The organism is Stenotrophomonas maltophilia (assembly GCF_025642255.1).
Taxonomy (GTDB): Bacteria; Pseudomonadota; Gammaproteobacteria; order Xanthomonadales; family Xanthomonadaceae; genus Stenotrophomonas; species Stenotrophomonas maltophilia_P.
The window spans coordinates 172,609-195,870 of sequence record NZ_CP106759.1 but is presented as its reverse complement, the minus strand read 5'-3'; the positions used below and the strand labels follow the sequence as shown (position 1 = coordinate 195,870).

Below are 23,262 nucleotides of genomic sequence, written 5' to 3'. Positions count from 1 at the left end.
CGGCTTGCCCATGCAACACCCCTGCATGACCTGCGGCGCCTGCTGCACCCAGTACCGCGTGGCCTTCCACTGGATGGAATCGGACGAGGTCACCCCGGGCGGCGTGCCCCACCAGCTGACCGAAGTGCTCGACCCGCATCGCCTGTGCATGCGCGGCACCCACTCCAAACCGGTGCGCTGCGTGGCACTGGATGCGCAGATCGGCGTGTATTCGCGCTGCACGATCCACCCCAACCGGCCCAGCGTGTGCCGCGAAGTGGATGCCTCATGGGAGTACGGCAAGGCCAGCCCGCAGTGCGACAAGGCCCGCATCGCCTACGGCCTGGACCCGCTGACGCTGGCCGACTGGCGCTGGCGCGACGAGGCGGACAACGACGACGATCATCCGGACGACAACGGCAGCAGCCCGTCGTCTCCGCCGCAGGCGCCGATCGCGGCGTGACGGTCGGGGTCGGGCCCGTTTCCGGCACGGAAGGGCTCTGACCCCCTGTACGACAACGCCGGGCATGGCCCGGCGCTACCGAAGGGATCCGATCAGATCGGGTTCGCGTCCAAGAAGGCGCGGATCTCCGGCACCAGCACCTCGTGCTTGTCTTCCAGCACGTAATGGCCCGCGTCCTTGAAGGCATGCACCTGGGCCTGCGGCAGCGCCGCCTGGAAGCCCTGCAGGAAATGGTGGTCGAACACGAAGTCGCGCAGGCCCCAGCCTATGAAGGCCGGGCGATCGGCAAACGACGGCAGCGCCTTGCCTGCACGCTCCAGCAGCGACCACGCCTTGTCGGCCGGGCCCAGCGGAATGTCCTGCATGAAGCGGATGGTGCTGATGCGGTTGGCGTAGCTGTTGTACGGCGATACATACGCGCGGCGCACGTCGGCGGGCATCTTCCGCTCCACGCCCAGCCACGATGCGCCGGCGGAGAAGGCATTGAAGGTGCGGATGATCCACTCGCCGATCTTCCAGTGCCGTCCGAGCGCGATCTGCCACGGCATCTTCTTCGCTGCCGGCATCGGGAACGCGGCGGTATTGAGCACCACCAGCCGCTTGACCTGCGCGTGGTGCGACAGCGCCCAGCCAAAGCCGATCATGCCGCCCCAGTCGTGCACGGCCAGGGTCACCGGGCCGGTGATGCCCAGGTGCCTGAGCAGCGCATCCAGGTCATCCACGCGCGATTGCAGCGTGTACGCATAGCCACGGTCATCGGGCTTGTCCGACAGGCCCATGCCGATGTGGTCGGGCACGATGCAACGGTACTTGTCCGACAGGCCGGCCACCAGCGTGCGCCAGTAATAGCTCCACGACGGATTGCCGTGCACCATCACCACCACCTCACCGTCGCGCGGGCCCTCGTCGAGATAGTTCATCGACAGGCCGGGGCGGACCTCGAAGCGTTGGGGATGGGCGGGGTAACCGGGAAGCTTGGACATCGGGTCGCACCTGTAAAAAGGGCCGGTAGTACCGGCCCCAGGATTCAACGCAGGGGTCTGTTTACCAGACCACTTCGGCCATCGAGCAGTTCAGGCCCGAGCCGATGCCCAGAAGCGCGATGCGATCACCCTTCTTCAGCTTGCCCAGCTGCTTGAGCTTGCTCAGCACGATCGGTACCGACGCCGGGCCGATGTTGCCGTGCTCGCCGAAGATGGTCATGACCTTCTTCGGGTCGATGCCGAAGTTCTTGATGAACGCTGCGGTGTGCGGCTGGCTGACCTGGTGGATGACGAACTGGTCCAGTTCTTCCACCGCCCAGCCCAGCGCGATCTTGGCCGCAGTGAAGGTCTTCTGCGCCAGCTTGATGCCTTCGATCAGCAGCAGGCGGGTGTCGGTCACCATGCGGTCCAGGTTGCCCAGGCACAGCTGGTTCCATTCGGTCGCCGAACGGGTGACGCCGCCCTTGTAGCGCGGGGCATCCGGCACCAGTTCCGAGCGCGCCATCACCATCGCGGCAGCGCCCGAACCGGTGGTCAGCGCCGCCAGTTCGTTGCGGAAATCGTCGGCGGTGACGTCCGGTGCGGTCATGCGCTCCAGCGTCTTCTCGTACACCAGGTTGGCGGTTTCGCCATCCACCACCAGCGCATAGTCGATGTCACCGCGCTCGATCATGCGCGCTGCGATGTCCATGCCGTTGATGAAGGCCAGGCAGGCATTTGCGACATCGAACGTCATGCATTCGTCGCTGACACCCAGATTGCCCGAGACGATGGAGGCCGTGGACGGCTCCAGGTAGTCGCGGCTGACCGAGGTATTGACCAGCAGGCCGACCTGGGTGGCTTCGATGCCGGCATCTTCCAGTGCCTTGCGACCGGCCATGGTGGCCGCGTCCGAGGCCAGCACGCCGTTGTCCCACAGGCGGCGGGCGTGGATGCCGGCGATATCGCCGAGCACGTCGGTGCGGATGCCCAGCCGGTCCAGCGTCGGCTGCAGGCGTTCGTTGATTTCCTTCGTCGTCAGCGTATGAGGCGCATCGACGTGTGCCAGGCCGGCGATCGAGACATTCTTGAAGAGCATCGAGGTTAGCGCCAAGGCTCAGGCAAAAGGGGGCGCTATTCTATAACCCCCCGGGCCTTCACCGCATCTTTACGAATTCAGGCTTGCCCGTATGGTGAAGGATTCAGCGCGGCGGGCACTGGAAGGCGGCAAAGCGCTGGCTGCCATCGGCAGGCGGTGCGGCGGCCTGTACGGCATTGGCGCCGGCGCTGGGGGCCTCGTTGCGGGCCAGCGTTTCCAGTTCTTCCTGCACGCGCAGCGGGTTGCGGTTGTAGAAGCCGACCTTGCTCTTCACGGTGACCACCACCTCGCCCTTGGTGATGCAGCCGGTCGGCGCCGGCCCGGCCGGCAGCACGCGGACGGTCTTCCCGGCCGGTTCGATCGGCACCCAGGTACAGGCGGTGACGGTGAGCAGCAGGGAGGAAAGCAGCAGAACGCGCATGGGCAGATCCTGGAAGGGTATGAGGGGGATTCTGCCTGAACCGCCTGAATCGAGGGTAGCCGGGAGGCCTGCCCGCCGTGGCGGGCAGGCCTGTCCCTTACTTCTTGACCGGCTTGCCTTCGGCATCCAGCACGGTCACCTCGCCCAGGTTCAGCGCGCGCACGGCCGCCTCGGTCTGCTTGAGGTCGCCCACCACTACCCAGGTCAGCGCCTGCGGCTTGATCTCGGCCGCAGCCTGCTGCACCTGGGCCGGCGTCATCGCCTCGATCTCGGCCTTGCGACGCAGCACATAGTCATCCGGCCGCTTGAACTGCACGATGCTGCTGATGGTCGCGGCGACCGCACTGGCGGTCTCATAGGCGCCCGGCAGGCTCAGCGTCTGGATGTTGCGGATGCGGTTGACCTCGGCAGCGGTGGCCGGCTTGCTGCCCGTGCTGAACTCGACGATTTCCTTCTGCATCTCGGCCAGCGCCGGGCCGGTCTTGTCGATCTGCACGGGGGCACTGGCCGCCCACGGCCGCTGTCCGACCGAGTTCGGCGCACTGCTGCGCGCGCCATAGGACCAGTGCTTGTCCTCGCGCAGGTTCATGTTCAGGCGCGAGGTGAAGTCACCGCCGATCACACCGTTGGCGATATCGAAGCGGGTCGAGCTGGCGTCACTGGACGGCGGCACCACCTGGCCGGCGAACAGGTTTGCCTGCACCGCACCCGGCTGATCGATCAGGAACACGCGCGGGCCCTTCGGCAGCGCCACATCGGTGGCCGCCTTCACCTGCGGCGCATCGCCCGTGGCCTTCCAGTCGCCCAGCTGCTTGTCCAGCAGGGGCACGATCTCGGCCAGCGTGGTATCGCCAACCACGATCAGGGTGCCATCCTGCGGGCGCAGCCAGTCGCGGTGGAAGTCGACCAGGTCCTCGCGGGTGAGGCTGCTGATGGCCGCTTCATCGCCGCTGCCAGTGAACGGAATGGCGTACGGATGGCCTTTGCCGTACAGCAGCGGCGGCAGCACGCGCATGGCCACCGCGTTCGGGTTGACCTTCTCCTGCTGGATGCCGGCGATCCAGGTGGCCTTGACCCGGTCGATCTCGGCCTGTTCGAAGCGCGGCTCGCGCAGCAGATCGCGGTACAGGGCCAGCGATGGCACCAGGTTCTCCTTCAGTGCCGACAGGTCCACGGTCACCGAATCCAGGCCGGCACCGGCGTCCAGGCTTGCACCCAGCGCATCGGCGGCATCGGCGAAGGCCAGCGAGCCGAGCTTGCCGGCGCCTTCGGTCATCAGGTTCATGGTGAAGTTGGCGGTGCCCGGCTTGCGGCCCTGGTCGGCGGTGAAGCCACCCGGGAACTGGTAGCTGAACTGCACCACCGGAATCTCGTGGCGCTCGGCCAGCACCACCTGGGTGCCGTTCTTCAGCGTGGCGCGCTGCAGGGCGGGGAACTTCAGCTGCGGGAATTCACGGGTCTGCGGCACGCCGGCCTTGCGGTCCACCTGCTCCGGCAGAGTGCTGTACTTCGGGTCCACCGCCGGCACGTTGAACGGCTTCGGCGCCTGTGAGGGATCTTCCTTCAGCGCCACGCGCTCGCCCGGTTCGACCACCAGCGTGTGGCTGCCGACGTCCAGCCACTGTGCGCCCAGGCGCTTCAGGTCGGCCGCGGTCGCCTTGTCGATGTTGGCCAGCGACGTGCGGAAGCAGCCCGGGTCGCCAGTGTAGACCGCGCATTCGGCCAGTGCGTCGGCCTTGCCACCGAAACCACCGATGCGCTCGATGCCGCGGATGAACGCTGCGCGCGAGCCGGTCTTGGCACGCGCCAGCTCGTCGGCCGTGGGGCCCTCCTTGATCAACCGGTCCAGTTCTTCGTCGATGATCTTCTCGACCTTGGCCGGATCCTGGCCCTGCTTCACCGTGGCCATGACGATGAAGTTGGAACCCAGCTGCGAGGCGTAGGCGCCGGCGCTGATGTTGTCCACCAGCTTGTCCTGGTGCTGCAGTCGCTGGCTCAGGCGCGAGGACTTGGCGCCGCCGAGCACATAGGCCAGCAGCTGCAGCTGGTCGACGTCGGTGGTGCCGACCTGCGGCACGTTCCAGGCGCGGTAGATGCGCGACTGCGGCACCTTGTCGGTCATCGTCTCGCGGGTGTCGGCCGGGCGCTTGGCCACGTCGACCTTCGGCTGCGCCATGCTCGGACCGGCCGGGATGCTGCCGAAGTAACGGGCCACCTTCTCCTTGGCGGTGGCCACGTCGATATCGCCCGCCAGCACCAGCACCGCGTTGTTCGGGCCATACCAGGTGCGGAACCAGGTCTTGACGTCATCCAGCGAGGCCGCGTTGAGGTCGTTCATCGAGCCGATCACGCTGTGGTGATACGGGTGGCCGGCCGGGTACATCGCACGGTTGAGCTTCTCCCAGGCCTGGCCGTAGGGCTGGTTCTCGCCCTGGCGCTTCTCGTTCTGCACCACGCCACGCTGCTCGTCCAGCGCCGCCTGGTTGATCGCACCGAGCAGATGGCCCATGCGGTCCGACTCCATCCACAGCGCCATGTCCAGCGCGGTGGTCGGCACGTTCTCGAAGTAATTGGTGCGATCGGTATTGGTGGTGCCGTTCTGGCCGGTGGCACCCACCTGCTTGAACGGTTCGAAATACTCGCCGTCGTGGTTTTCGCTGCTCTGGAACATCAGGTGTTCGAACAGGTGGGCGAAACCGGTGCGGCCCGCAGGCTCGTCCTTGCTGCCGACGTGATACCAGACGTTGACCGCCACGATCGGCGCCTTGCGATCGGTATGCACGATCACGCGCAGCCCGTTGGGCAGGGTGAACTGCTCGAACGGAATATCGACCTTGGCCGGCGTGACCGTCTTGGCCGCCAGTGCAGGAGTGGGCGCGAGCGTGCCCAGGGCAGTGCTGAGGGCAACAGCGAGCAGTGCAGCACGCGGGCGCAGGGCGAGAGACATTTCCGGATCCTTGGTCACGTTGGTGAAGCCCGATCCTAGCGTGCCCATCCGGTGCCCGGAATCCGCCAGCAGTCACTGGGGGTGTTTGCCCTCGCAGCCGTTCAGGGCCTTGTCGGCGGCCCCCGACAGCAGTCACGTCTCCCCCGCCCCTGCGTCCGGACAGTGTCCGCGTCCCCTCGGATGGACAGGTGTCCGCCCCGCGGACACTTTCCGACGGGATAAAAACCCTTTCAAATCAATGATTAAAAGTTGGCACGGGGTTTGCTTGGTACTTCCTGCGCCAAGAAGGGCTTCAGACAAAAGCTGACTGAAGACTGAACAAATGCAAGAAATCGAAAATTTCCCTTGCATCCCCCGAATTGGTGTTCTACCTTACTACCACACCACCGCTCAACAACACTAAACAGGCCCCGTCATGAACGCCAAGACCATTGCCATCGCCATCGCCCTGATCGCCGGCACCGCGGTTGTTTCGTCGGTGCAGGCCTCCGAATCCATCAAGACCCTGGACACCGTGCAGGTTCGCCCGGCCGCCGACCAGCTGGCCCAGCAGGCCTGGGAACGCGCCAGCAGCATCCCGACCCTGGCCACCGTGGAAGTGCGGCCGAGCGCCGAGCAGCTGGCCGAACGCGACGGCTTCACCGCCGCCCCGGTCGCCGCCGCCCTGCCGATCACCACCCTGGCCGCGGTGGAAGTGCGCCCGAGCCTGGAACAGCGCGTTGCCCTGGCCGCCGAACTGGAAGCCCAGCGCTACGCCGCCACCCTGGCCGCCGCCGCCACCAACGTCGCCAACTCGGTCATCGTCAACCTGCCGACCCTGCAGGTGCGTCCGAGCGCAGCCGACCTGCAAGCCCTGGCCACCGAAACCGCCCAGGTCCTGCTGCGCCCGTAAGCGGTGCCCGCCCTGCCCTGGCAGGGCGTGCGCCGTACTGGCAGCCGTCGCAGGTACACTGCGCCGATGAATGCCGCACCCCAGTTCCACGTGATCCTGTTCCAACCGGAAATCCCGCCCAACACGGGCAATGTGATCCGGCTCTGCGCCAACACCGGCGCGCAGCTGCACCTGGTCGAGCCACTCGGCTTCGCACTGGAAGACAAGCAGCTCAAGCGCGCCGGCCTGGACTACCACGAGTACTCGCGCCTGCAGGTGCATCCGGATCTGGACACCGCGCTGGCGCGGATCGCACCGAATCGGTTGTTCGCACTCAGTACCCGCGCCAGCGTGCGCTACGACAGCGTGGCCTTTGAAGAGGGCGACGCCTTCCTGTTCGGCCCGGAAAGCCGCGGCCTGCCGCAGGATGTGCTCGATGCCTTGCCGGAGGGCCGGCGCCTGCGCCTGCCGATGCGGCCGGACAACCGCAGCCTCAATCTTTCCAACACCGTTGCCGTGGTGATGTATGAAGCCTGGCGGCAGCACGGGTTTGCCGGCGGCGCGTGAGAGGAAGCAGCCGAGCATGGGCTCGGCTCTACACGTACGTGTGACCTGCTTATGGTGGGTGCGGACCTTGGTCCGCACCGATGCCCGGATGCGCGCCGAAGAAATGTGCCGACCAAGGTTGGCACCCACCGGAACCCGCTGTCAGAACGCGTTGATGCCGGTCAGTTCGCGGCCAATCACCAGCTGGTGCACGGTCTCGGTGCCTTCATAGGTGATCACCGATTCGAGGTTCAGCGCGTGCCGGATCGCCACGTGTTCGGTGGTGATGCCAGCCCCACCGAGCAGATCGCGACACTCGCGGGCGATGTCGATGGCCATGCGGCAGTTGTTCCACTTGGCCAGGCTGACCTGCTGCGGCTGCAGCTGGCCGGCTTCCTTCAGCCGGCCCAGTTGCAGGGCCAGCAGCTGGGCGGTGGTGATGCGGCGGGCCATTTCCGCCAGCTTGATCTGCGCGCTCTGGGTGGCGGCCAGCGGGCGGCCGAACAGCACGCGCTCCTTGGCGTAGCCCAGCGCTTCATCCAGGCAGGCGATGGCCGCGCCGATCGGGCCCCAGCTGATCCCGTAACGCGCCTGGGTCAGGCACCCGAGCGGCCCCTTCAGGCCTTTCACGTTGGGCAGGCGGTGGCTGTCGGGCACGCGCACATCGTCGAAGAACAGCGCGCCGGTCAACGAGGCGCGCAGGCTCATCTTGTGCTTGATTTCCTGCGTGGTGAAACCGGCCATGCCCTTCTCCAGCACGAAGCCCTGGATGCCGTCCTCGGTCTGTGCCCAGACGATGGCCAGATCGGCCACCGGGCCGCTGGTGATCCACATCTTGCTGCCGCTGATGCGCCAGTCACTGCCGTCGCGCACGGCGCGGGTCTTCATGCTGGCCGGGTCGGAACCCCCATGCGCCTCGGTCAGGCCGAAGCAGCCGATCAGTTCGCCGCGTGCCATCGCCGGCAACCACTGCTGGCGCTGTTCCTCGCTGCCGTACGCGTAGATGGGATACATGCACAGCGAGCTCTGCACCGAAACGAAGCTGCGCAGGCCCGAATCGCCGCGCTCCAGCTCCTGGCAGATCAAGCCATAGCTGACCGCGCCGAGGCCACCGCCACCGTATTCGGCCGGCAGTGTCGCGCCCAGCAGGCCCAGCGATGCGATCTCCGGTACCAGTTCGGCCGGGAAGCGCGCCTGGTCGAAGGCATCGCCGATGATCGGCAGCACGCGCTCGTTGGTGAAACGCGCCACGCTGTCCTGTACTGCGCGCTCTTCCTCGCTGAGCAGGGAACGGACATCGAACAGGTCGTACGGATCCAGGGCCATGGCACTCACACGCAGTCGGGACCGGGCCATTGTCGGTCATCCGGGAAGCGCGTGCCGACCAAGGTCGGCTCCCATCCGGCTGCAGGCGTACGCTGCACTGCAGCAATCACGACGTGAACATCGGCGATCTAGCTCGATCACGCCCGTCCCGGTACCCTGACACATTCAAACAACCGTTTCGCCGTGGCTGCACGCGCGATTTCCAGGCAACCGCCGGTGGCCCTGCTACCGGCACTACCCACGAGTCATGCAATCGATGAGCGCTGAAGCCAACGCCCTGCCCCCGCGTGAAGTAATGGAGTTCGACGTGGTGATCGTCGGTGCCGGCCCAGCCGGGCTGGCCACCGCGATCCGCCTGCGCCAGCGTGCGATCGAAGCCGGCCGCGAACTGTCGGTGTGCGTGCTGGAGAAGGGCTCCGAGCCCGGTGCACATGTTCTGTCCGGTGCGGTGATGGACCCGCGCGCCCTGACCGAACTGTTCCCGGACTGGGCCGAACGCGGCGCACCGCTGAAGCAGAAGGTCACCCGCGACGAGTTCCTGTTCCTCAGCGAGACCGGGTCGCGCAGCACGCCCAATGCGCTGCTGCCGGAGTGCTTCCACAACGAAGGCAACTACATCATCAGCCTGGGCGAAGTGACCCGCTGGCTGGCGCAGCAGGCCGAGGCGCTGGAGGTTGCGATCTTCCCCGGCTTCGCCGCCGCCGAGGTGCTGTACGGCGACAACGGCGAAGTGATCGGCGTGGCCACCGGCGACATGGGCATCGAGAAGGACGGCAGCATCGGCCCGGCCTTCGAGCGCGGCATGGCGCTGCATGCGAAGTACACGGTCTTCGCCGAAGGCGCGCGCGGCCACCTCGGCCGCCAGCTGATCGCCCGCTACAAGCTGGACGAAGGCAAGGACCCGCAGGCCTACGGCATCGGCATCAAGGAACTGTGGCAGATCGACCCGGCCAGGCATGAGCCGGGCCTGGTGGTGCACGCCGCCGGCTGGCCGCTGGACAGCGACACCTACGGCGGCGCGTTCCTCTACCACGCCGACGGCGGCAAGGTCGCCATCGGCTACGTGGTCGGCCTGGACTACAAGAACCCCTGGCTGAGCCCGTTCGAGGAATTCCAGCGCTTCAAGACCCATCCGCAGATCCGCAAGCACCTGGAAGGCGGTACCCGCATCGGCTACGGCGCGCGTGCGATCACCGCCGGCGGCCTGCTGTCGCTGCCGAAGACGGTGTTCCCCGGTGGCGCGCTGGTCGGTTGCGAGGCCGGTTATCTCAACGCCAGCCGCATCAAGGGCAGCCACGCCGCGATCAAGACCGGCATGCTGTGCGCCGACGCCGCGTTCGACGCGCTGGCCGCCGATCGCCAGCACGATGAACTGAGCGCCTATCCGCAGGCCTTCGAAGCCAGCTGGCTGTTCACCGAACTGCAGCAGGCCAAGAACTTCAAGCAGTGGTTCAAGAAGGGCCAGACCGTGGCCACGCTGATGACCGGCGTGGAGCAGTGGCTGCTGCCGAAGCTGGGCGTGCGCAACCCGCCGTGGACGCTGCACCGTACGCAGCCGGACCACGCCTGCCTGGAGCCGGCGGCCCAGCACACCCGCATCAGCTACCCGAAGCCGGACGGGGTGCTGACCTTCGACCGTCTCAGTTCGGTGTTCCTGAGCAGCACCAACCACGACGAGAACCAGCCCAGCCACCTGACCCTTAAAGATCCGAGCATTCCGGTGAAGGTGAACCTGGCCGAGTACGCCGGCCCGGAAGCGCGCTACTGCCCGGCCGGCGTGTACGAGTTCGTTGGCGAAGCCGACAACGCACGCCTGCAGATCAACGCGCAGAACTGCGTGCACTGCAAGACCTGCGACATCAAGGATCCCACCCAGAACATCGTCTGGGTGACCCCGCAGGGCGGCGGCGGCCCGAACTACTCGGGCATGTGACCGCAGGGGGCTGCGACCGCGTGTCGCAGCCCGGCCCGCGGCGGCCACGGCTATCCTCTCCGCCCATGCGTGCCTTCCGTCTGCTCCCTGCCCTCGTCCTGCTGCTGGCGTGCAGCGGCTGCCAGCGCACGGCCACGCCACCGGCCACACCTGAGCAGGCGCGACAACAGGCGATGCAGCGCGCGTTCGAACTGTGTGCGGGCTGCCACACGGTGCAGGCCGGTGGCATCCACCGGTTCGGCCCCAACCTGCACGGTGTGATCGGACGCCGCGCTGGCAGCCTGCCCGACTATGGCTATTCGCAGGGCATGCGCCGGGCCGATATCGTCTGGACCGCGCAGACCCTGGATGCCTTCCTGCAGTCACCAACGCAGCAGGTGCCCGGCACGCGCATGTACAACGCGTTTCCCGGCGCCGAACGACGTGCGCTGGTGATCGCTTACCTGCAGCAGCAGTCTGCTCAGTGAGACAGCCCCTGCAGCTGCTGCTGCAGGCGTGACAGGAACGCCTGGACTTCGGCGAACAACGGCGCGCTGTCCACTTCTCCGGCGTCTTCCAGGCGTTCGACCAGGGCATTGGCCTGCGTTGCCAGCGCATGCGCACCCACCGCCCCGAGCCCCCCGGCCTGGCGATGCAGGTGCAGGGCGGCGGCCTCGCGGTCGCCGGCCTGCACCGCACGCTGCACGGCCGCGATATCCACCTCGCTGGCCTGCAGCAGGGTGGCGGCCAGCTGCACGGCGACCGCATGCGAACCGAAGCGCCGCTGCAGGCCCGCCAGGTCCAGCGATGCGTCGCCCTCCACCGCTGCGGACGACTCGGCGGTCGCCTCCGGTGCCACGGACGCCTGCGGCAGCCATCGCATCAACGCCGCGCGCAGCGTAGCCAGCGACAACGGCTTGGCCAGCACCTCATCCATGCCGGCCTCGCGGCAACGTCGCGCGTCGTCGTCCAGCACGCTGGCCGTCAATGCCAGTACCGGCATGCGCGCCTGGCCCTGGCGGCCTTCGCGCTCGCGCAGCAGGCGGGTGAACGCAAAGCCATCGAGAACCGGCATGCGGCAATCGGTGATCACCAGGTCGAAGCGTTCCGACGCCAACCGGTCCAGCGCCTGCTGGCCATCACTCACCAGCACGTGCGGAAGGCCCAGCTGCTGCAGCCGCCAGGCCATCATCGCCTGGTTGGTCGGATGATCCTCGATCACCAGCACGCGGCTCTGGCGCAGCGCGGTCGGCAGCAGCGCCGCCTGCTCGTGCTCGCTCGCCAGCACGGCGACGTCCTCGATGCCGGCTTCCACCAGCGACAGACGGACCTCCGCGCGGGTGCCCTCGCCGAGCGTGCTCTGCAGCGTCAACGTGCCGTCCATCATCTGCACCAGCCGCTGGCAGATGCTCAGGCCCAGGCCGGTTCCACCATGGTCGCGCTGGATGTACGCACCGGCCTGGGTGAACGGCGCGAACAGGTGCTGCAGCTGTTCCGGCGCAATGCCCATGCCGGTATCGATGACGCTCAGGCACAACGGCTGGCTGCCATCGGCGGTGGTCGGCCCGAGCACCTCCAGCCGCAGCCACACATCGCCCTGCGCGGTGAACTTGATGGCATTGCTGAGCAGGTTGAAGACGATCTGCCGCAGGCGCACGCCATCCACTTCATGCGCCGCAGCCAGCTGCGGATCGATCTGCACGTGCAGGGCCAGGCCACGCGCGCTGGCCTGCGCCGACATCAGCCGGCACACGCCTTCCAGCAGGGTCCGCAGTGACAATGGCACCGGTTCCAGGCGCAGCGCACCGGCTTCGATGCGCGAGTAGTCGAGGATGTCATCGAGGATCTGCCGCAGCATCTGCGCAGAATCCTCGATCACGGCAAGGATGCGCTGCTGTTCTGCATCCAGCGGCGAGTGCGCCAGCACTTCCAGCATGCCCAGTACACCGCTCATCGGCGTGCGGATCTCATGACTCATCGTGGCCAGGAAGCGTGATTTGGCCTCGGCCGCCTGTTCCGCCTCGATCTTGGCCGCCGCCAGCGCATCGGCCTGTACGCGTGCCTGGGTCACGTCCACCCAGTAGCCGCTCCAGGTGACGGCGCCGGCCTCGGTGGCGTAAGGGTGAGCCTGGCTGCGTACCCAGCGCGCGGGCGTGCCGTCATCACCCGGCAGCAGGCGGAACTCGAAGGCCAGCGGCGCGAACTGGCGGGCCGCCTGGTCGATCGCCTGCAGCACGGCCTGGCGGTCGGTGTCCTCGATCCGCGCCAGCAGCGCCTGCGCATCCTGCTCGGCACGCTGCCGCGGAATGCCGAACAGTGCCTGCAGGTCGCCGGCGATGAAGGGGAAGGCCAGGCTGCCGTCCGCGTCGCGACGTGCCTGGTAGACCACCGCAGGCAGATTGTCGGTGACCTCGGCCAGGCGCTGCTCCAGATGGCGGCGACCGGCCACCTCCCGGCGCAGCCGCCAGTGACCGACGCCATGCACCACCGCCCCGGTCAGCAGCACCAGCAGCAGCGGAAGCCCCCAATGCAGCACGGCGTCCCAGTCCACGCCACTGCGATACTCCACGGCCAGCCAGTCGCCCCGCAGCGCCTCATGCTCCCGCGGTGACATCTGCAGCAGCAGGCGGTCGAAGGTGGTCGCCAGGGCGGCATGGCGACGGTCGACAGCCAGCGCCAGCTGGTCGCCGAATCCGGCCGGCGCAAGGATCTGCAGACGGCCCGGGAAGCGGTTGCGCAACAGGTGATCGACCAGGACCAGGTTGCCCACGTAGGCATCGGCCTCGCCATTGGCCAATCGCTGCAACGCCTGCTCGCCACTGCGCGCGGGAATGATCTTTGCCCGTGGCGCCTGCTGCAGCACGTAGCCGCGCAGGCGTTCCGGGTCGGACAGCAGCACGCGCTTGCCCTGCAGATCGGCCAGCCCCAGGATCGCCGGGCTGTCGCGCGTGCCGACGATCACGCTCGGCACGCTGATGAAGGGCTGGCTGAACACCCAGTCCGGCCCCAGGTAGCGCGAATCGGTGGGAATGCCCATCACCGCCTGCACCTCACCCTGCAGCGCCTTCTCGCGCACCTCGAACCAGTCGTGGCTGGTTTCCACCTCCAGGTTGGCGCCGACCTGGATCAGCCGCCGCAGGTACTCGCTGGTCAGGCCGCTGGGCTGGCCGTCGTCGTCGGTGAACGAAAGCGGCGCGGCATTGGGCGCGAAGGTGATCTTCAACGGCTGCTGCAGCACGCGCTTTTCGGCCTGGCTCAGGGCCAGCTGCGCCGACGCGGACCATTCCGGAGGCCGCAGCCAGCGCTGGGCCAGCGCGTCCCGCTGCGCCTGGCTGGTGGCAGCCAGCGCAAGATCCAATGCCTCGGCCAGCGGTTGCTTGCTGTTGGGGACGCCGAAGTGCGCCCGCTCCGGCGGCAGATCGCTGGGCCGCAGCAGGACCACTCCCTTCAGCTGATGGGCCGCGATCAGCTCGGTGGCGACATAGGCATTACCGATATAGACGTCGGCCTTGTCGTCTCTGACCATCTGCAACGCCGCCAAAGTGCCATTTGCGACAAGTTGTCGAGCGCGTGGAAACCGTGCACGCACCTGCGGTGCGGTCAGGAAATCCTGCTCGATCACGACGCGCAGTCCGTCAAGATCCGGCATCTCCGAAGCACGCAGGTCTCCAGGTCGTCCGACCACCGCCAGCGGCGCTTCGACATAGGCCGAGGTGTAGACCATGCAACGGGTTCGGTCGGCACTCAGGCCGATGTTCATGACCACATCGATCTCGCCCCGGCATGCCGCGTCCAGCACGGATGTCCAGTCCGGATAGCGGCGTGCCTCGACTTTCACGCCCAAACGACGAGCCAAAAGCGACAAGTAGTCCGGTCCCAGGCCGACCTGCTGGCCTTCGTGGATCGACTCGAAAGGGGGCCAACCGCTGTCATACTGCCCGACGACGATGCGAGGGTGCGCGGTCAGGTATTCGCGTTGCAGGGGACTCAACGGCAATGGGCCGGGCGCGAGTTGCGCCCAAGCGACGGCAGGACCCAACATGGCCAGCAGCAGGACCCGCCCGCGAACAGCCCAGCTACGCATCGGCGTTGATCTCCTAGAATCCTGCCAGGAGCCGCGATGGTCGCGGTCCGGCGTGCCCGGTGGTCATACTAGAGCATGAGCTTGCGCATCATCATCGCAGACGACCACCCCGTGGTCCGTATCGGAACCCGCGCCGTCATCGAGTCCAGCGGCGTTGGCCAGGTCGTCGGTGAAGCCGACAGCGCCCAGGCGCTGATGGCGCTGCTGACCAGCCAGCCATGCGACCTGCTGGTCACCGACTATTCGATGCCCGGCAGTCCCCAGGCCGATGGCTTCGCCATGATCGGCATGATCCGGCGCCGCCATCCCGACCTCAAGGTGCTGATGCTCAGCGTTTCCAGCAACCTGGCGATCCTGCGCATGGTGCTCGACAGCGGCGTGCTCGGCCTGGTCGACAAGAGTTCGTCGATGGACGAGCTGCCGCAGGCGATCCAGGCGGTGAACCGCGGCCAGCTCTATATCAGCCGCAGCCTGCGCGAGCGGGTCGAGGCCGCCGGCAGCTGGCGCATGCGCGAGGGCGACGGCAAACCGCTGTCGCCGCGCGAACTGGAAGTGCTGCGGTTGCTCGGCACCGGCATGACGGTGAAGGAGATCTCGGTGCAGCTGCACAAGAGCGTCAGCACCATCAGCCGGCAGAAGGGCGATGCGATGCTGAAGCTGGGCCTGAAAGGCGATGCGGAGCTGTTCGACTATCTGCGTGACGGCAAAATCTGAATCCTGTCCATCCAGCCGTTGAACTTTCAGGCAGGCTTCATGCCGCCTGACGCTAGATGAATACGCACGCCGCCCAGTGGCCCACGCAATGTTCCGGCAATCTCCGGGCGCCAGCGTGGTCACTACGGCAGCCAGGGCGCCCGCGCCCTCCCTGCCCACCGTGGCATGCCCCTACAGGAGAACCGAACATGCTCAGTACTTCCGCTCTCAGCTTCCGTGGCGTGGCGATGGCCCTGGCCCTGCTGGCCGGTGTCGCCGTGGTCAGCGACGCCAGCGCCATGTCGAGGAAGGACAAGCGCACCGTCGTCGGTGCGGTGGTGGGCGGCGTCGCCGGCCACCTGATCTCCAATGGCGATCCGGCCGCCACCGTCGGCGGTGCCGTGGCCGGCGGCGCGATCGGCAACCTGACCACCCCGGACCGCCACGACCGTCGTTATGACCGCCGCTACGACCGCGGCTACCAGCGCGGCTACGACCGGGGCTATGGCTATCGGGACCGCGGTCATGACCGCCGCTGGCGCGACAGCGACCGCCGCTACTACCACGACCGCGGTCGCCACCGCGGCTGGTAACCCTCGCCGGCACTGCCCGGCATCACCGGCAACGGGCGGGTCGATGACCCGCCCGTTTGCGTCCGGGCCGTCCATGGCGTTGAATGCGCAGCCCTGGATGACTCCTTTGCCCCCGGCCCCCGCATGACCTCCACCGCCCACCGCGTGCAGGGCCTCAACAACGATGAGGTCGCTGCCGACTGGCCCGCGATCGATGCAGCCGAGGTTGCCTGGCTGGCCCGCCGTTATCCGGTGCTGGACGCGGACAGCGCCCTGCGTTGGCACAGCCCCCGGCCGTTGTCGGCCGCCGCGCTGGTCGAGGGTACCCGCGGCCGGGTGTTCATCAAGCGCCACCACCGCAGCGTGCGCAGTGCCGCCTGCCTGCAGGAGGAGCACCGCTTCATCGCCCATCTGGACGCTGCCAGCGTGCCGGTGGTGAAGGTTCTGCCCACCGCCGGAGGCGACAGCGCCATCGAGCATGGGCCGTGGACCTATGAACTGCATTCGCCGGGGGTGGGTGACGATCTGTACCGCGCCGCCGCCTCCTGGACGCTGCTGACGGACATCGCACGGGCGCGTTCTGCCGGACGCATGCTGGCCCGGCTGCATCAGGCCGCCGCCAGCTACCAGGCCCCACAGCGCAGCACGCATGTCCTGGTGGCACGCGACGAGCTGATCCGCGCCGCCGACCCCATCAGCGCGCTGGAAGCGGGTCTTCCCGACCGCCCGGGACTGGCGCGCTACCTGGCGCGGATTCCGTGGCAGGCGCAGCTGCGCCGCGACGTCCTGCCCTGGCATGCCGGCCTGGCCGAGCGCCTGTCCGCCGAGCCGCCGCTGTGGACGCACAACGACTGGCATGTGTCCAACCTGCTGTGGCGCGGCGACGACGTCAGCACCGTGCTGGATTTCGGCCTCGCCTCACCCACCAGCGCGCTGTTCGACCTGGCCACCGCGATCGAGCGCAATGCCGTGGCCTGGCTGGAGCTGGAGCGGGGCCATGAGGCGGTGCGCATCGACATCGCGCTGGCGCTGCTCGACGGCTACCGCGAAGTACTGCCGTTGTCGGCCACCCGCCTGCACCTGCTGGCGGACCTGCTGCCGATGGTCCACTTCGACTTCGCACTGTCCGAAGTGGAGTACTTCGAAGGCATCACCGGCTCGACAGCGAACGCCGATGTCGCCTGGTATCCCTTCATGCTGGGCCATGCCGCGTGGTTCGCCAGCGCACCCGGCCAGGCCCTGCTGCAGGCGCTGCATGCCGCCGCCTGAAGGGCATCGGCTCGCAAATCCCTGCCATCTGTAGTGAAATAGCGGCCTGAAGCGGGGGTGCCTGGATCTGCAGGCTGAGAGAGTCCCTTGGAACCTGATCCGGTTTGCACCGGCGTAGGGAGCTTTGAGCCGCAGCCACACCCCCGTTCCGGGCCGGTGCACCTGCGCGCCGTCGCTTCGTCTCCCCTGTTGTCCGAAGACGAATCGAATGAACCGCTGCCTGCGTCCCACCCTGCTCGCTCTCGCCCTCTGTGCCGCGCTGCCGCTGCATGCCAGCGAGGCTGGAGCCTCCCCCGACGTGACAGCCGACAGCGGCGAACGTTCGCCCACCGAGCTGGCAGCGGTCCGCGTGCAGGCCGGCAGGCCGGCGGCCGACAGCGCGCGGGTCAGTGCATTCGGCGCCGGATCCTGGAAGGACACCCCGGCCTCGGTGAACGTGCTCGAACGCGACTACCTCGACCGTCGACAGGTGCGCTCGTTGTCCGAACTGGCAAGCAACGACGCCTCGCTCGGTGATGCCTACGCGCCGGTGGGCTACTACCAGAACGTCGCCATCCGCGGCTTCGCGCTCGATGCCGCCACCGGCTACCGCTTCAACGGCCTGGCCATCGCCGGCGAGCAGCGGCTGGCGCTGGAGAACGTGCAGGCGGTGGAGATCCTGAAGGGTGAAGCCGGCCTCGCCGCGGGCGTGATGGCGCCCGGCGGCATCATCAACTACATCGGCAAGCGCCCGGCGGAAGTGCGCGCGGCTACCCTCGGCACCGATTCGGAAGGCTCGCGCTATGCCGCCGTCGATGTCGGCCACTGGATCACGCCGCGTTTCGGCATCCGCCTCAATGCCGCCTGGGAGGGCAGCGAGTCCTACGTCGAGCACGCCGACGGCCGCCGCAACTTCTATTCGCTTGCAGCGGACTGGCTGATCGGCGAGCGCGGCAAGCTGGAAGTGGACGCCAACTACCAGACCAGTTCGCAGCGCTCGGTGTCCGGTTACCAGCTGCTGGGCGCACGGGAGCTGCCTCGTGGTGTCGACCGCGAGCACCTGCTGGGCTATCAGCCGTGGCAGCGCCCAGTGGAAATCGCCAGCACCAACATCACCGCCGTACACACCTACGACTTCAACGAGCGCTGGCAGTCGCGGCTGTCGGTGGGCCACAGCCGCTCGGTGATCGACGACAATGTCGCCTTCGCCTATGGCTGCTACTACGCCGACGCATGCGCTGACGGCAGCGTGCCCGGCAACTACTTCGCCCCCAACGGCGACTACGACATCTACGACTACCGCAGTCCGGACGATACGCGCCGCAACCAGCAGGCGCGCGCCGAGCTGCGTGGCCGCTTCGACACCGGCAGCGTCGGCCACCAGCTGACGGTCGGCGCCGACACGTTCCGCCGCACGGTGGACAGGCGACCGAGCGTCAACGAGTACGTAGGCAGCAGCAACATCCACGACACGCAGGTGCCGGTGTACGAGCCCTCGCCGCTGATGCCCGGCCCGTCCGCACGGCGCCTGGACAGCCGCCAGACCGCCGTGTTCGCGCTGGACCGCATGCAGTTCGGCGATGACTGGCAGTGGCTGGCTGGTGGCCGCTTCGTCCGCCTGGACGAGCGCGCCTACGACAAGCGCGGCACGCCGCAGCGGCACAGCCGGCTGTCGCGCTTCCTGCCGCAGACCGCGCTGGTATGGAAGGCCACCGACCAGCTCAATGCATACGCCAGTTATGTGCGCGGCATTGCGCTGGGCCAGGAGGCACCGTTCTGGACCTCCAACGCCGATGCCTTCCTGCCGGCGGTGCAGTCACGGCAGCTGGAAGCCGGCGTCAAGTACGTGCCAGCTGCCTCGCTCACCCTGGGCGCCGCGCTGTTCCGCATCTCGCAGCCCTACCAGTACGCCATGCCGGATGACAGCGATGCCGGTTACACCTTCGTCGAGCGCGGCACGCAGACCCATACCGGCCTGGAGCTGACCGCCAACGGCCAGCTGACCGATGCGCTGCAGATCGTCGCCAGCGCCAGCGTGCTGCAGGCGCGTGCACGCGATACCGGCACGCCGGGCCAGGAAGGCCATCAGCTGGTGAACGTGCCGAAGGTGCGTGCCAGTGTGCATCTGGCCTACGCACTGCCGTTCGTGCAGGGCCTGGATGTCACCGGTGGCTGGCGCTATGCCGCCGCCAATGTGGCCCGTGCCGACGGCGGCGTGCGTGCGCCGGACTATTCGGTGTTCGATGCCGGCCTGCGCTTCCGCCACCGCGTGCATGAGCGCGCCGTGACCTGGAACCTGTCGGTGGACAACGTGTTCAACCGCTTCTACTGGCGCGACACCGGCAGCAGCGGCGGTGACTACTACCTGTTCCCCGGCGCAGCGCGACAGGCACGCCTGTCGGTGACGTTCGCGCTGTGAGCGGCGCCGTGCTCGAGTGGACCGCCGCGCTGTGCAGCGTGCTGGGCGTATGGCTGATGGCGCGCCGGCGGCTGGCAGCGTGGCCGGTCGGCCTGCTGTCGGTGGCGCTGTACGGCCTGGTGTTCGCCGAGGCCAGGCTGTACTCCGACACGCTGCTGCAGGTCGCCTTCGCCGGCTTCCTGGTCTATGGCTGGATCAACTGGCGCCAGCACGCCGCCGATGAGGGCAGCATCCGCATCGTGCCGCTGGCACGCGGAAAACTGCTGCGTGACCTGATCATCGGCCTGTGCGGTGGCGTGGCGCTGGGCACGGTCATGCACACCTTCACCGATGCGGCGCTGCCATGGCTGGACGCGATGCTGACCGCCCTGAGCCTGGTCGGCCAGTGGTGGCAGGCGCGCCGCCATGTGGCGTGCTGGTGGGTGTGGATCGGGGTGGACGTGGTTTACGTGGGCGCGTACCTGTTCAAGTCGCTGCACGTCACGGCCGCGCTGTATGTGTTCTTCCTGGGGCTGGCAGTATTCGGCCTGCGCGCCTGGAGTGCGGCGGCGCGGGAGCGCGAGCTGCTGCCGGCGCGGTAGTGCCGCGCAGTGCACTTCACTTCGGCTGCAGCACCAGCCCCAACCGCAACGGCTGGCGCATGTCGGCCGGTGGCGCCGACGACAGCGGCGCCGACTGCAGTGTCGCGCGCAGATCCGCGTCCGCCTGCGCATCGCCGAGACTGTCGAATTCCAGTTTCGCGATGCGGCCATCGGCTGCGATCCAGAGGCTGACCGGCAGCGGCGTGGGCACCTGTGGGTGCGCCTGCAGCCAGGCCAGCACGCGCTGCACCTTCGGGTCCTGCTCCTGCTGCAGGCGCTGCTGCAGCTCACTGCCTGCCGTGGCGGCGTAGGCCATCCAGTGCGGTGGAGCCTCATCGGCCGAGACGGCCCCGGCGCCGCCCAGCGCCAGAAGGCCGATCAGCGATGCCAGCGGTCGCCACCAGCGGCGACGGTCGGCGCGAAGTACGGATTCCATGGCAGCACCCTCATGCAGTCGTCCAGCGCTCCATCGTCGACGGCGCGGATGACAGGCAGATGGCGGGCAGGCATTACCCGCCCAGGTCGGCCAGCACCTTGCGCGAAGGCGCGAAGAAGGTCACGCCGGTCATCGCGGTAGAGAAGTCCAGGATGCGGTCATGCAGCGGCGCAGGGTTGCCGATGAACATGCGCTCGAGCATCTTCTCGATCACCCACAGGCGGCGCGTGTAGCCGATGAAGTACGTACCGTACTCACCGCGCCCCGGATTGGCGAAGGGCATGTTGTCGCGCAGGATGTCGTGCTCGCCGTCGGCGTCCTCGATGGTGCACAGCGTCTTGTGCGACTTCTGCGCGTCGGCCGGCGCATCGTCCAGCTCGGTGTTGTCGTGCTTGGTGCGGCCGATGATCGCCTCCTGCACCTCGGTCTTCTGCGCGCGCCATGCGTCCAGGTTGTGCAGGTACTTCTGCACCACCACGTAGCTGCCGCCGGCATGCGCGGGATCCTCGTCGCCGACGATCGTGGCGTCCGGCAGCGACAACCCTTCCGGATTGGCCGTGCCGTCAACGAAATCGAGCAGGTCGCGGCCGTCGAAATAGCGGAAGCCGGCCACCTCATCGACCGTCTCCACCGCATCGCCGAACGCCATCAGCAGGTTGCGCTCGAACGCCACGATCAGGTCCATCGTGCGTGCGCGGATGTGGTACAGCAGATCGCCCGGGGTCGACACCGCGGTGTGGGTGGCGCCCTTGATCTCGCGGAACGGATGCAGCTCGCGCGGCGGGGTACTGCCGACCAGCGGCTGCCACACACGGTGGCCGATCGCCACGTTGCAGGTGAAGGTCCGTTCGATCTCGCGGATGGCCGTGTTCTTGATCAGGTCATCGGTGCTGGCCAGCACGTCGCGCACCTTCGCGATCGAGTCCGCATCATCCTTCACCTTCAGCACCAGGAAGGCGGCCGAGTGGGTCAGCGGCGCAGTGATCTGCTGCGGCTCGTTGTCGAGCGTGTGATTGAGGGCGGTGATCGGTGCGGGCTGGGAATTCACGGCAGTTCCTGCGGGCTTGAGGCGGGCGCATCGCGCATGGCGCGGCGATGTGCGGGCGATCATAGCGGAACGGCTTCCGCTGCGACGGAGCGGTTCTCAGTCGCGCGCCAGCCGCTTGGGGCGCAGAAAAGTGAAGCCCGGCGCGAGGCCGGGCTTCGATGGCGTGCGGGAGAGAGAGAGAGTCACACGCCAGTTACACGCACTAACGACAGAGCGTTTCTTACCAGGTGAAGCGCGGGCCGACGAACCACTCGCGGTCGCCCGCCTTGGCCAGCTTCACTTCGCCACTCAGGCCCCAGTTCTGGTTGAACTTGGCGGTGGCACCGACGCGGCCGTAGAACTCGCCGTCCGGGTTGTAGCCGTGCTTCTTGCTGAAATCTTCGTAGCCGGCCAGCGCGTAGCCTTCCAGGTACGGGTTGAACGCGGTGCGCACGCCCACTTCAGTGGAGTAGCCATTGAAGTCCAGGCCGCGCTTCTCGTCGTACTTCTGATAGGCCACGCGGGCCACCAGGTCGGTGTTCGGTGCGATGCCGTAGTTGTAGCCGACACCCAGGCGCCACTGGTCGACGTCATTCTTGAAGCGGTCGGTTTCCTGCGCGCTGTAGTCGCCGAAGATGTGGAAGTTCGGGTGGACGGCCACCGAGCCCTTCACGCCCCAGCCATCGGCGTCGCCGCCCTTGGCATCGGTGTTCACGTAGCCGCCTTCAACGTAGTTGTACGACAGGCCATCGGCAGCCGATGCAGCGAACGGCAGGGCAGCCAGCAGACCCAGGGCAAGCAGCGAATTCTTGTTCATCGGGACACACCTTTAATTATTTTGGTTTCGTCGACCGCCTCCCGGGAGGGGGAGAGAGGAGAGGCGGTCGACAGGTGTGAATTATCCGTTTGTTGGCGAAATCAGCCCTGAATATTGAACTGACCGGTACATGAATGAAGTTACTGTTCAGGGAACTCCGGGGCTGGTCGACAGCAGCATGCTGCTGCATGCCAGCGCCACCTACCCGTCATGTCCCTTCAGGCGGCTGACACCTGTCACTGGTTCGGGAAGGCTCCGGCGCGAATAGTAGGCGTCACCGCCCGGCACCACTGCGCCGGCACTCACCCAAGGGGACCTGTCATGAGCCTGTTCCAGCAACTCCTTTCGCATACTCCGATCTGGGTCTGGGTGCTGATGGTGTTTCTCATCACCCGGGGCATCGCGGCCATGAAGCCCGGCGAAACCTCGCTGCCCACGCTGGCGATCGTGCCGGCGGTGTTCGCGGCATGGGGGGTGTGGTCCATCAGCCACCGCTACGGCGCATCGTGGTCGGCCTGGGGCGAGTGGCTGGTCGGCATCGGCGCAGGAACGGGCCTGGGTTGGCTGTTGCTGCGCCGGGCGCGTGTGGCCATGAACAGTGCAACGGGACGGTTGTGGCGCAGCGCGGACTACAGCCTGCTGCCGCTGCTGCTGATCACATTCCTGGTGAAGTATGGCTTCGAAACGGCGCTCGCAGTGTCGCCCGCGCTGAGCGCGAACGCAGGTTTCAGCGCTGCCTACCTGCTGCTATCCGGTGGTTTCACCGGCATCTTCATCGGCCGCTACTGCCGGTATCTGTCGGCGGCACGCCTTGAGGGGCACAGCCGGATGGGGGCTGCCAGCTGAGGCGGGTGCACCC

The 23,262-nt window shown here is 67.4% G+C and carries 20 protein-coding genes and 1 riboswitch; of the genes, 11 read left to right on the top strand and 9 right to left on the bottom strand.

Annotated elements, in window-relative coordinates; all coding sequences use genetic code 11:
• Window positions 1–10: 10 nt before the first annotated feature.
• Window positions 11–442, top strand: a complete 432-nt coding sequence (locus tag N8888_RS00825; RefSeq protein ID WP_053518425.1) for a YkgJ family cysteine cluster protein — start codon at window positions 11–13, stop codon at window positions 440–442.
• A 92-nt stretch (window positions 443–534) separates the two neighbouring features.
• Here the strand turns inward: N8888_RS00825 and N8888_RS00820 are convergent, their stop codons facing one another.
• The 4 genes from N8888_RS00820 to N8888_RS00805 all read right to left on the bottom strand — a co-directional run bounded on the left by N8888_RS00820 (window position 535) and on the right by N8888_RS00805 (window position 5,871).
• Window positions 535–1,425 carry an alpha/beta fold hydrolase gene (locus tag N8888_RS00820; RefSeq protein WP_053518424.1) on the bottom strand — a complete coding sequence of 297 codons (891 nt, stop codon included), beginning with the start codon at window positions 1,423–1,425 and terminating at the stop codon, window positions 535–537.
• Between the two features lie 61 nt (window positions 1,426–1,486).
• Window positions 1,487–2,503, bottom strand: a complete 1,017-nt coding sequence (locus N8888_RS00815) for a 3-oxoacyl-ACP synthase III (RefSeq protein ID WP_008264841.1) — start codon at window positions 2,501–2,503, stop codon at window positions 1,487–1,489.
• Between the two features lie 103 nt (window positions 2,504–2,606).
• On the bottom strand, window positions 2,607–2,924 hold the full coding sequence (locus N8888_RS00810; protein WP_053518422.1) for a DUF4156 domain-containing protein: 318 nt from the start codon (window positions 2,922–2,924) through the stop codon (window positions 2,607–2,609).
• A 97-nt stretch (window positions 2,925–3,021) separates the two neighbouring features.
• Entirely contained in the window at window positions 3,022–5,871 is a 2,850-nt protein-coding gene (locus tag N8888_RS00805; protein WP_263176828.1) for a M16 family metallopeptidase, read from the bottom strand.
• Window positions 5,872–6,286: 415 nt separating this feature from the next.
• Here N8888_RS00805 and N8888_RS00800 point away from each other — a divergent pair, with 415 nt between their 5' ends.
• Window positions 6,287–6,763: an XAC0231 family protein gene (locus tag N8888_RS00800; protein ID WP_053518420.1), complete on the top strand. Its 477-nt coding sequence runs from the start codon at window positions 6,287–6,289 to the stop codon at window positions 6,761–6,763.
• Window positions 6,764–6,829: 66 nt separating this feature from the next.
• On the top strand, window positions 6,830–7,309 hold the full coding sequence (locus N8888_RS00795) for a tRNA (cytidine(34)-2'-O)-methyltransferase (RefSeq protein WP_053518419.1): 480 nt from the start codon (window positions 6,830–6,832) through the stop codon (window positions 7,307–7,309).
• Between the two features lie 141 nt (window positions 7,310–7,450).
• On the opposite strand, the gene N8888_RS00790 is transcribed toward N8888_RS00795, so the two are convergent.
• Complete coding sequence (locus N8888_RS00790) at window positions 7,451–8,614, bottom strand: acyl-CoA dehydrogenase family protein (protein WP_053518446.1); 1,164 nt, start codon at window positions 8,612–8,614, stop codon at window positions 7,451–7,453.
• Window positions 8,615–8,870: 256 nt separating this feature from the next.
• On the opposite strand from N8888_RS00790, the gene N8888_RS00785 reads away from it, so the two are divergent.
• Complete coding sequence (locus N8888_RS00785; RefSeq protein ID WP_128989300.1) at window positions 8,871–10,547, top strand: electron transfer flavoprotein-ubiquinone oxidoreductase; 1,677 nt, start codon at window positions 8,871–8,873, stop codon at window positions 10,545–10,547.
• 65 nt (window positions 10,548–10,612) lie between these two features.
• The gene (locus N8888_RS00780) at window positions 10,613–11,014 is read left to right on the top strand and encodes a c-type cytochrome (protein WP_263176825.1); all 402 of its coding nucleotides are present in this window, start codon (window positions 10,613–10,615) and stop codon (window positions 11,012–11,014) included.
• Here the strand turns inward: N8888_RS00780 and N8888_RS00775 are convergent.
• Entirely contained in the window at window positions 11,008–14,610 is a 3,603-nt protein-coding gene (locus N8888_RS00775; protein WP_053518415.1) for an ATP-binding protein, read from the bottom strand. The genes N8888_RS00780 and N8888_RS00775 overlap by 7 nt on opposite strands.
• 75 nt (window positions 14,611–14,685) lie before the next feature.
• Between N8888_RS00775 and N8888_RS00770 the strand changes: the two genes are divergently transcribed.
• From N8888_RS00770 to pnuC, 5 genes are all read left to right on the top strand, one after another.
• Entirely contained in the window at window positions 14,686–15,324 is a 639-nt protein-coding gene (locus N8888_RS00770; protein ID WP_053518414.1) for a response regulator, read from the top strand.
• Between the two features lie 188 nt (window positions 15,325–15,512).
• Window positions 15,513–15,896, top strand: a complete 384-nt coding sequence (locus N8888_RS00765) for a glycine zipper 2TM domain-containing protein (protein ID WP_074902303.1) — start codon at window positions 15,513–15,515, stop codon at window positions 15,894–15,896.
• Window positions 15,897–16,019: 123 nt separating this feature from the next.
• Complete coding sequence (locus N8888_RS00760; protein WP_262218868.1) at window positions 16,020–17,144, top strand: phosphotransferase enzyme family protein; 1,125 nt, start codon at window positions 16,020–16,022, stop codon at window positions 17,142–17,144.
• 43 nt (window positions 17,145–17,187) lie between these two features.
• Window positions 17,188–17,282: riboswitch (TPP riboswitch) on the top strand.
• A gap of 70 nt (window positions 17,283–17,352) precedes the next feature.
• On the top strand, window positions 17,353–19,542 hold the full coding sequence (locus N8888_RS00755; RefSeq protein WP_263176820.1) for a TonB-dependent receptor: 2,190 nt from the start codon (window positions 17,353–17,355) through the stop codon (window positions 19,540–19,542).
• 8 nt (window positions 19,543–19,550) lie between these two features.
• Entirely contained in the window at window positions 19,551–20,123 is a 573-nt protein-coding gene (pnuC, locus tag N8888_RS00750; protein WP_053518445.1) for a nicotinamide riboside transporter PnuC, read from the top strand.
• A 16-nt stretch (window positions 20,124–20,139) separates the two neighbouring features.
• On the opposite strand, the gene N8888_RS00745 is transcribed toward pnuC, so the two are convergent.
• The 3 genes from N8888_RS00745 to N8888_RS00735 all read right to left on the bottom strand — a co-directional run bounded on the left by N8888_RS00745 (window position 20,140) and on the right by N8888_RS00735 (window position 22,403).
• Entirely contained in the window at window positions 20,140–20,559 is a 420-nt protein-coding gene (locus N8888_RS00745; protein WP_193395728.1) for a hypothetical protein, read from the bottom strand.
• A 73-nt stretch (window positions 20,560–20,632) separates the two neighbouring features.
• Entirely contained in the window at window positions 20,633–21,607 is a 975-nt protein-coding gene (locus N8888_RS00740; RefSeq protein WP_065174161.1) for a Dyp-type peroxidase, read from the bottom strand.
• Between the two features lie 220 nt (window positions 21,608–21,827).
• On the bottom strand, window positions 21,828–22,403 hold the full coding sequence (locus N8888_RS00735; RefSeq protein ID WP_065174160.1) for an OmpO family porin: 576 nt from the start codon (window positions 22,401–22,403) through the stop codon (window positions 21,828–21,830).
• A gap of 321 nt (window positions 22,404–22,724) precedes the next feature.
• On the opposite strand from N8888_RS00735, the gene N8888_RS00730 reads away from it, so the two are divergent.
• Window positions 22,725–23,249 (top strand): DUF6622 family protein, encoded by a 525-nt coding sequence (locus N8888_RS00730; RefSeq protein ID WP_193395727.1) that lies wholly within the window; start codon window positions 22,725–22,727, stop codon window positions 23,247–23,249.
• The last annotated feature ends 13 nt before the right edge of the window (window positions 23,250–23,262 follow it).

Coding starts and splice junctions, on each gene's coding strand:
- N8888_RS00825 (WP_053518425.1), top strand. CDS start 11: ATGCAACACCCCTGCATGACCTGCGGCGCCTGCTGCACCCAGTACCGC.
- N8888_RS00820 (WP_053518424.1), bottom strand. CDS start 1,425: ATGTCCAAGCTTCCCGGTTACCCCGCCCATCCCCAACGCTTCGAGGTC.
- N8888_RS00815 (WP_008264841.1), bottom strand. CDS start 2,503: ATGCTCTTCAAGAATGTCTCGATCGCCGGCCTGGCACACGTCGATGCG.
- N8888_RS00810 (WP_053518422.1), bottom strand. CDS start 2,924: ATGCGCGTTCTGCTGCTTTCCTCCCTGCTGCTCACCGTCACCGCCTGT.
- N8888_RS00805 (WP_263176828.1), bottom strand. CDS start 5,871: ATGTCTCTCGCCCTGCGCCCGCGTGCTGCACTGCTCGCTGTTGCCCTC.
- N8888_RS00800 (WP_053518420.1), top strand. CDS start 6,287: ATGAACGCCAAGACCATTGCCATCGCCATCGCCCTGATCGCCGGCACC.
- N8888_RS00795 (WP_053518419.1), top strand. CDS start 6,830: ATGAATGCCGCACCCCAGTTCCACGTGATCCTGTTCCAACCGGAAATC.
- N8888_RS00790 (WP_053518446.1), bottom strand. CDS start 8,614: ATGGCCCTGGATCCGTACGACCTGTTCGATGTCCGTTCCCTGCTCAGC.
- N8888_RS00785 (WP_128989300.1), top strand. CDS start 8,871: ATGAGCGCTGAAGCCAACGCCCTGCCCCCGCGTGAAGTAATGGAGTTC.
- N8888_RS00780 (WP_263176825.1), top strand. CDS start 10,613: ATGCGTGCCTTCCGTCTGCTCCCTGCCCTCGTCCTGCTGCTGGCGTGC.
- N8888_RS00775 (WP_053518415.1), bottom strand. CDS start 14,610: ATGCGTAGCTGGGCTGTTCGCGGGCGGGTCCTGCTGCTGGCCATGTTG.
- N8888_RS00770 (WP_053518414.1), top strand. CDS start 14,686: ATGAGCTTGCGCATCATCATCGCAGACGACCACCCCGTGGTCCGTATC.
- N8888_RS00765 (WP_074902303.1), top strand. CDS start 15,513: ATGCTCAGTACTTCCGCTCTCAGCTTCCGTGGCGTGGCGATGGCCCTG.
- N8888_RS00760 (WP_262218868.1), top strand. CDS start 16,020: ATGACCTCCACCGCCCACCGCGTGCAGGGCCTCAACAACGATGAGGTC.
- N8888_RS00755 (WP_263176820.1), top strand. CDS start 17,353: ATGAACCGCTGCCTGCGTCCCACCCTGCTCGCTCTCGCCCTCTGTGCC.
- N8888_RS00745 (WP_193395728.1), bottom strand. CDS start 20,559: ATGGAATCCGTACTTCGCGCCGACCGTCGCCGCTGGTGGCGACCGCTG.
- N8888_RS00735 (WP_065174160.1), bottom strand. CDS start 22,403: ATGAACAAGAATTCGCTGCTTGCCCTGGGTCTGCTGGCTGCCCTGCCG.
- N8888_RS00730 (WP_193395727.1), top strand. CDS start 22,725: ATGAGCCTGTTCCAGCAACTCCTTTCGCATACTCCGATCTGGGTCTGG.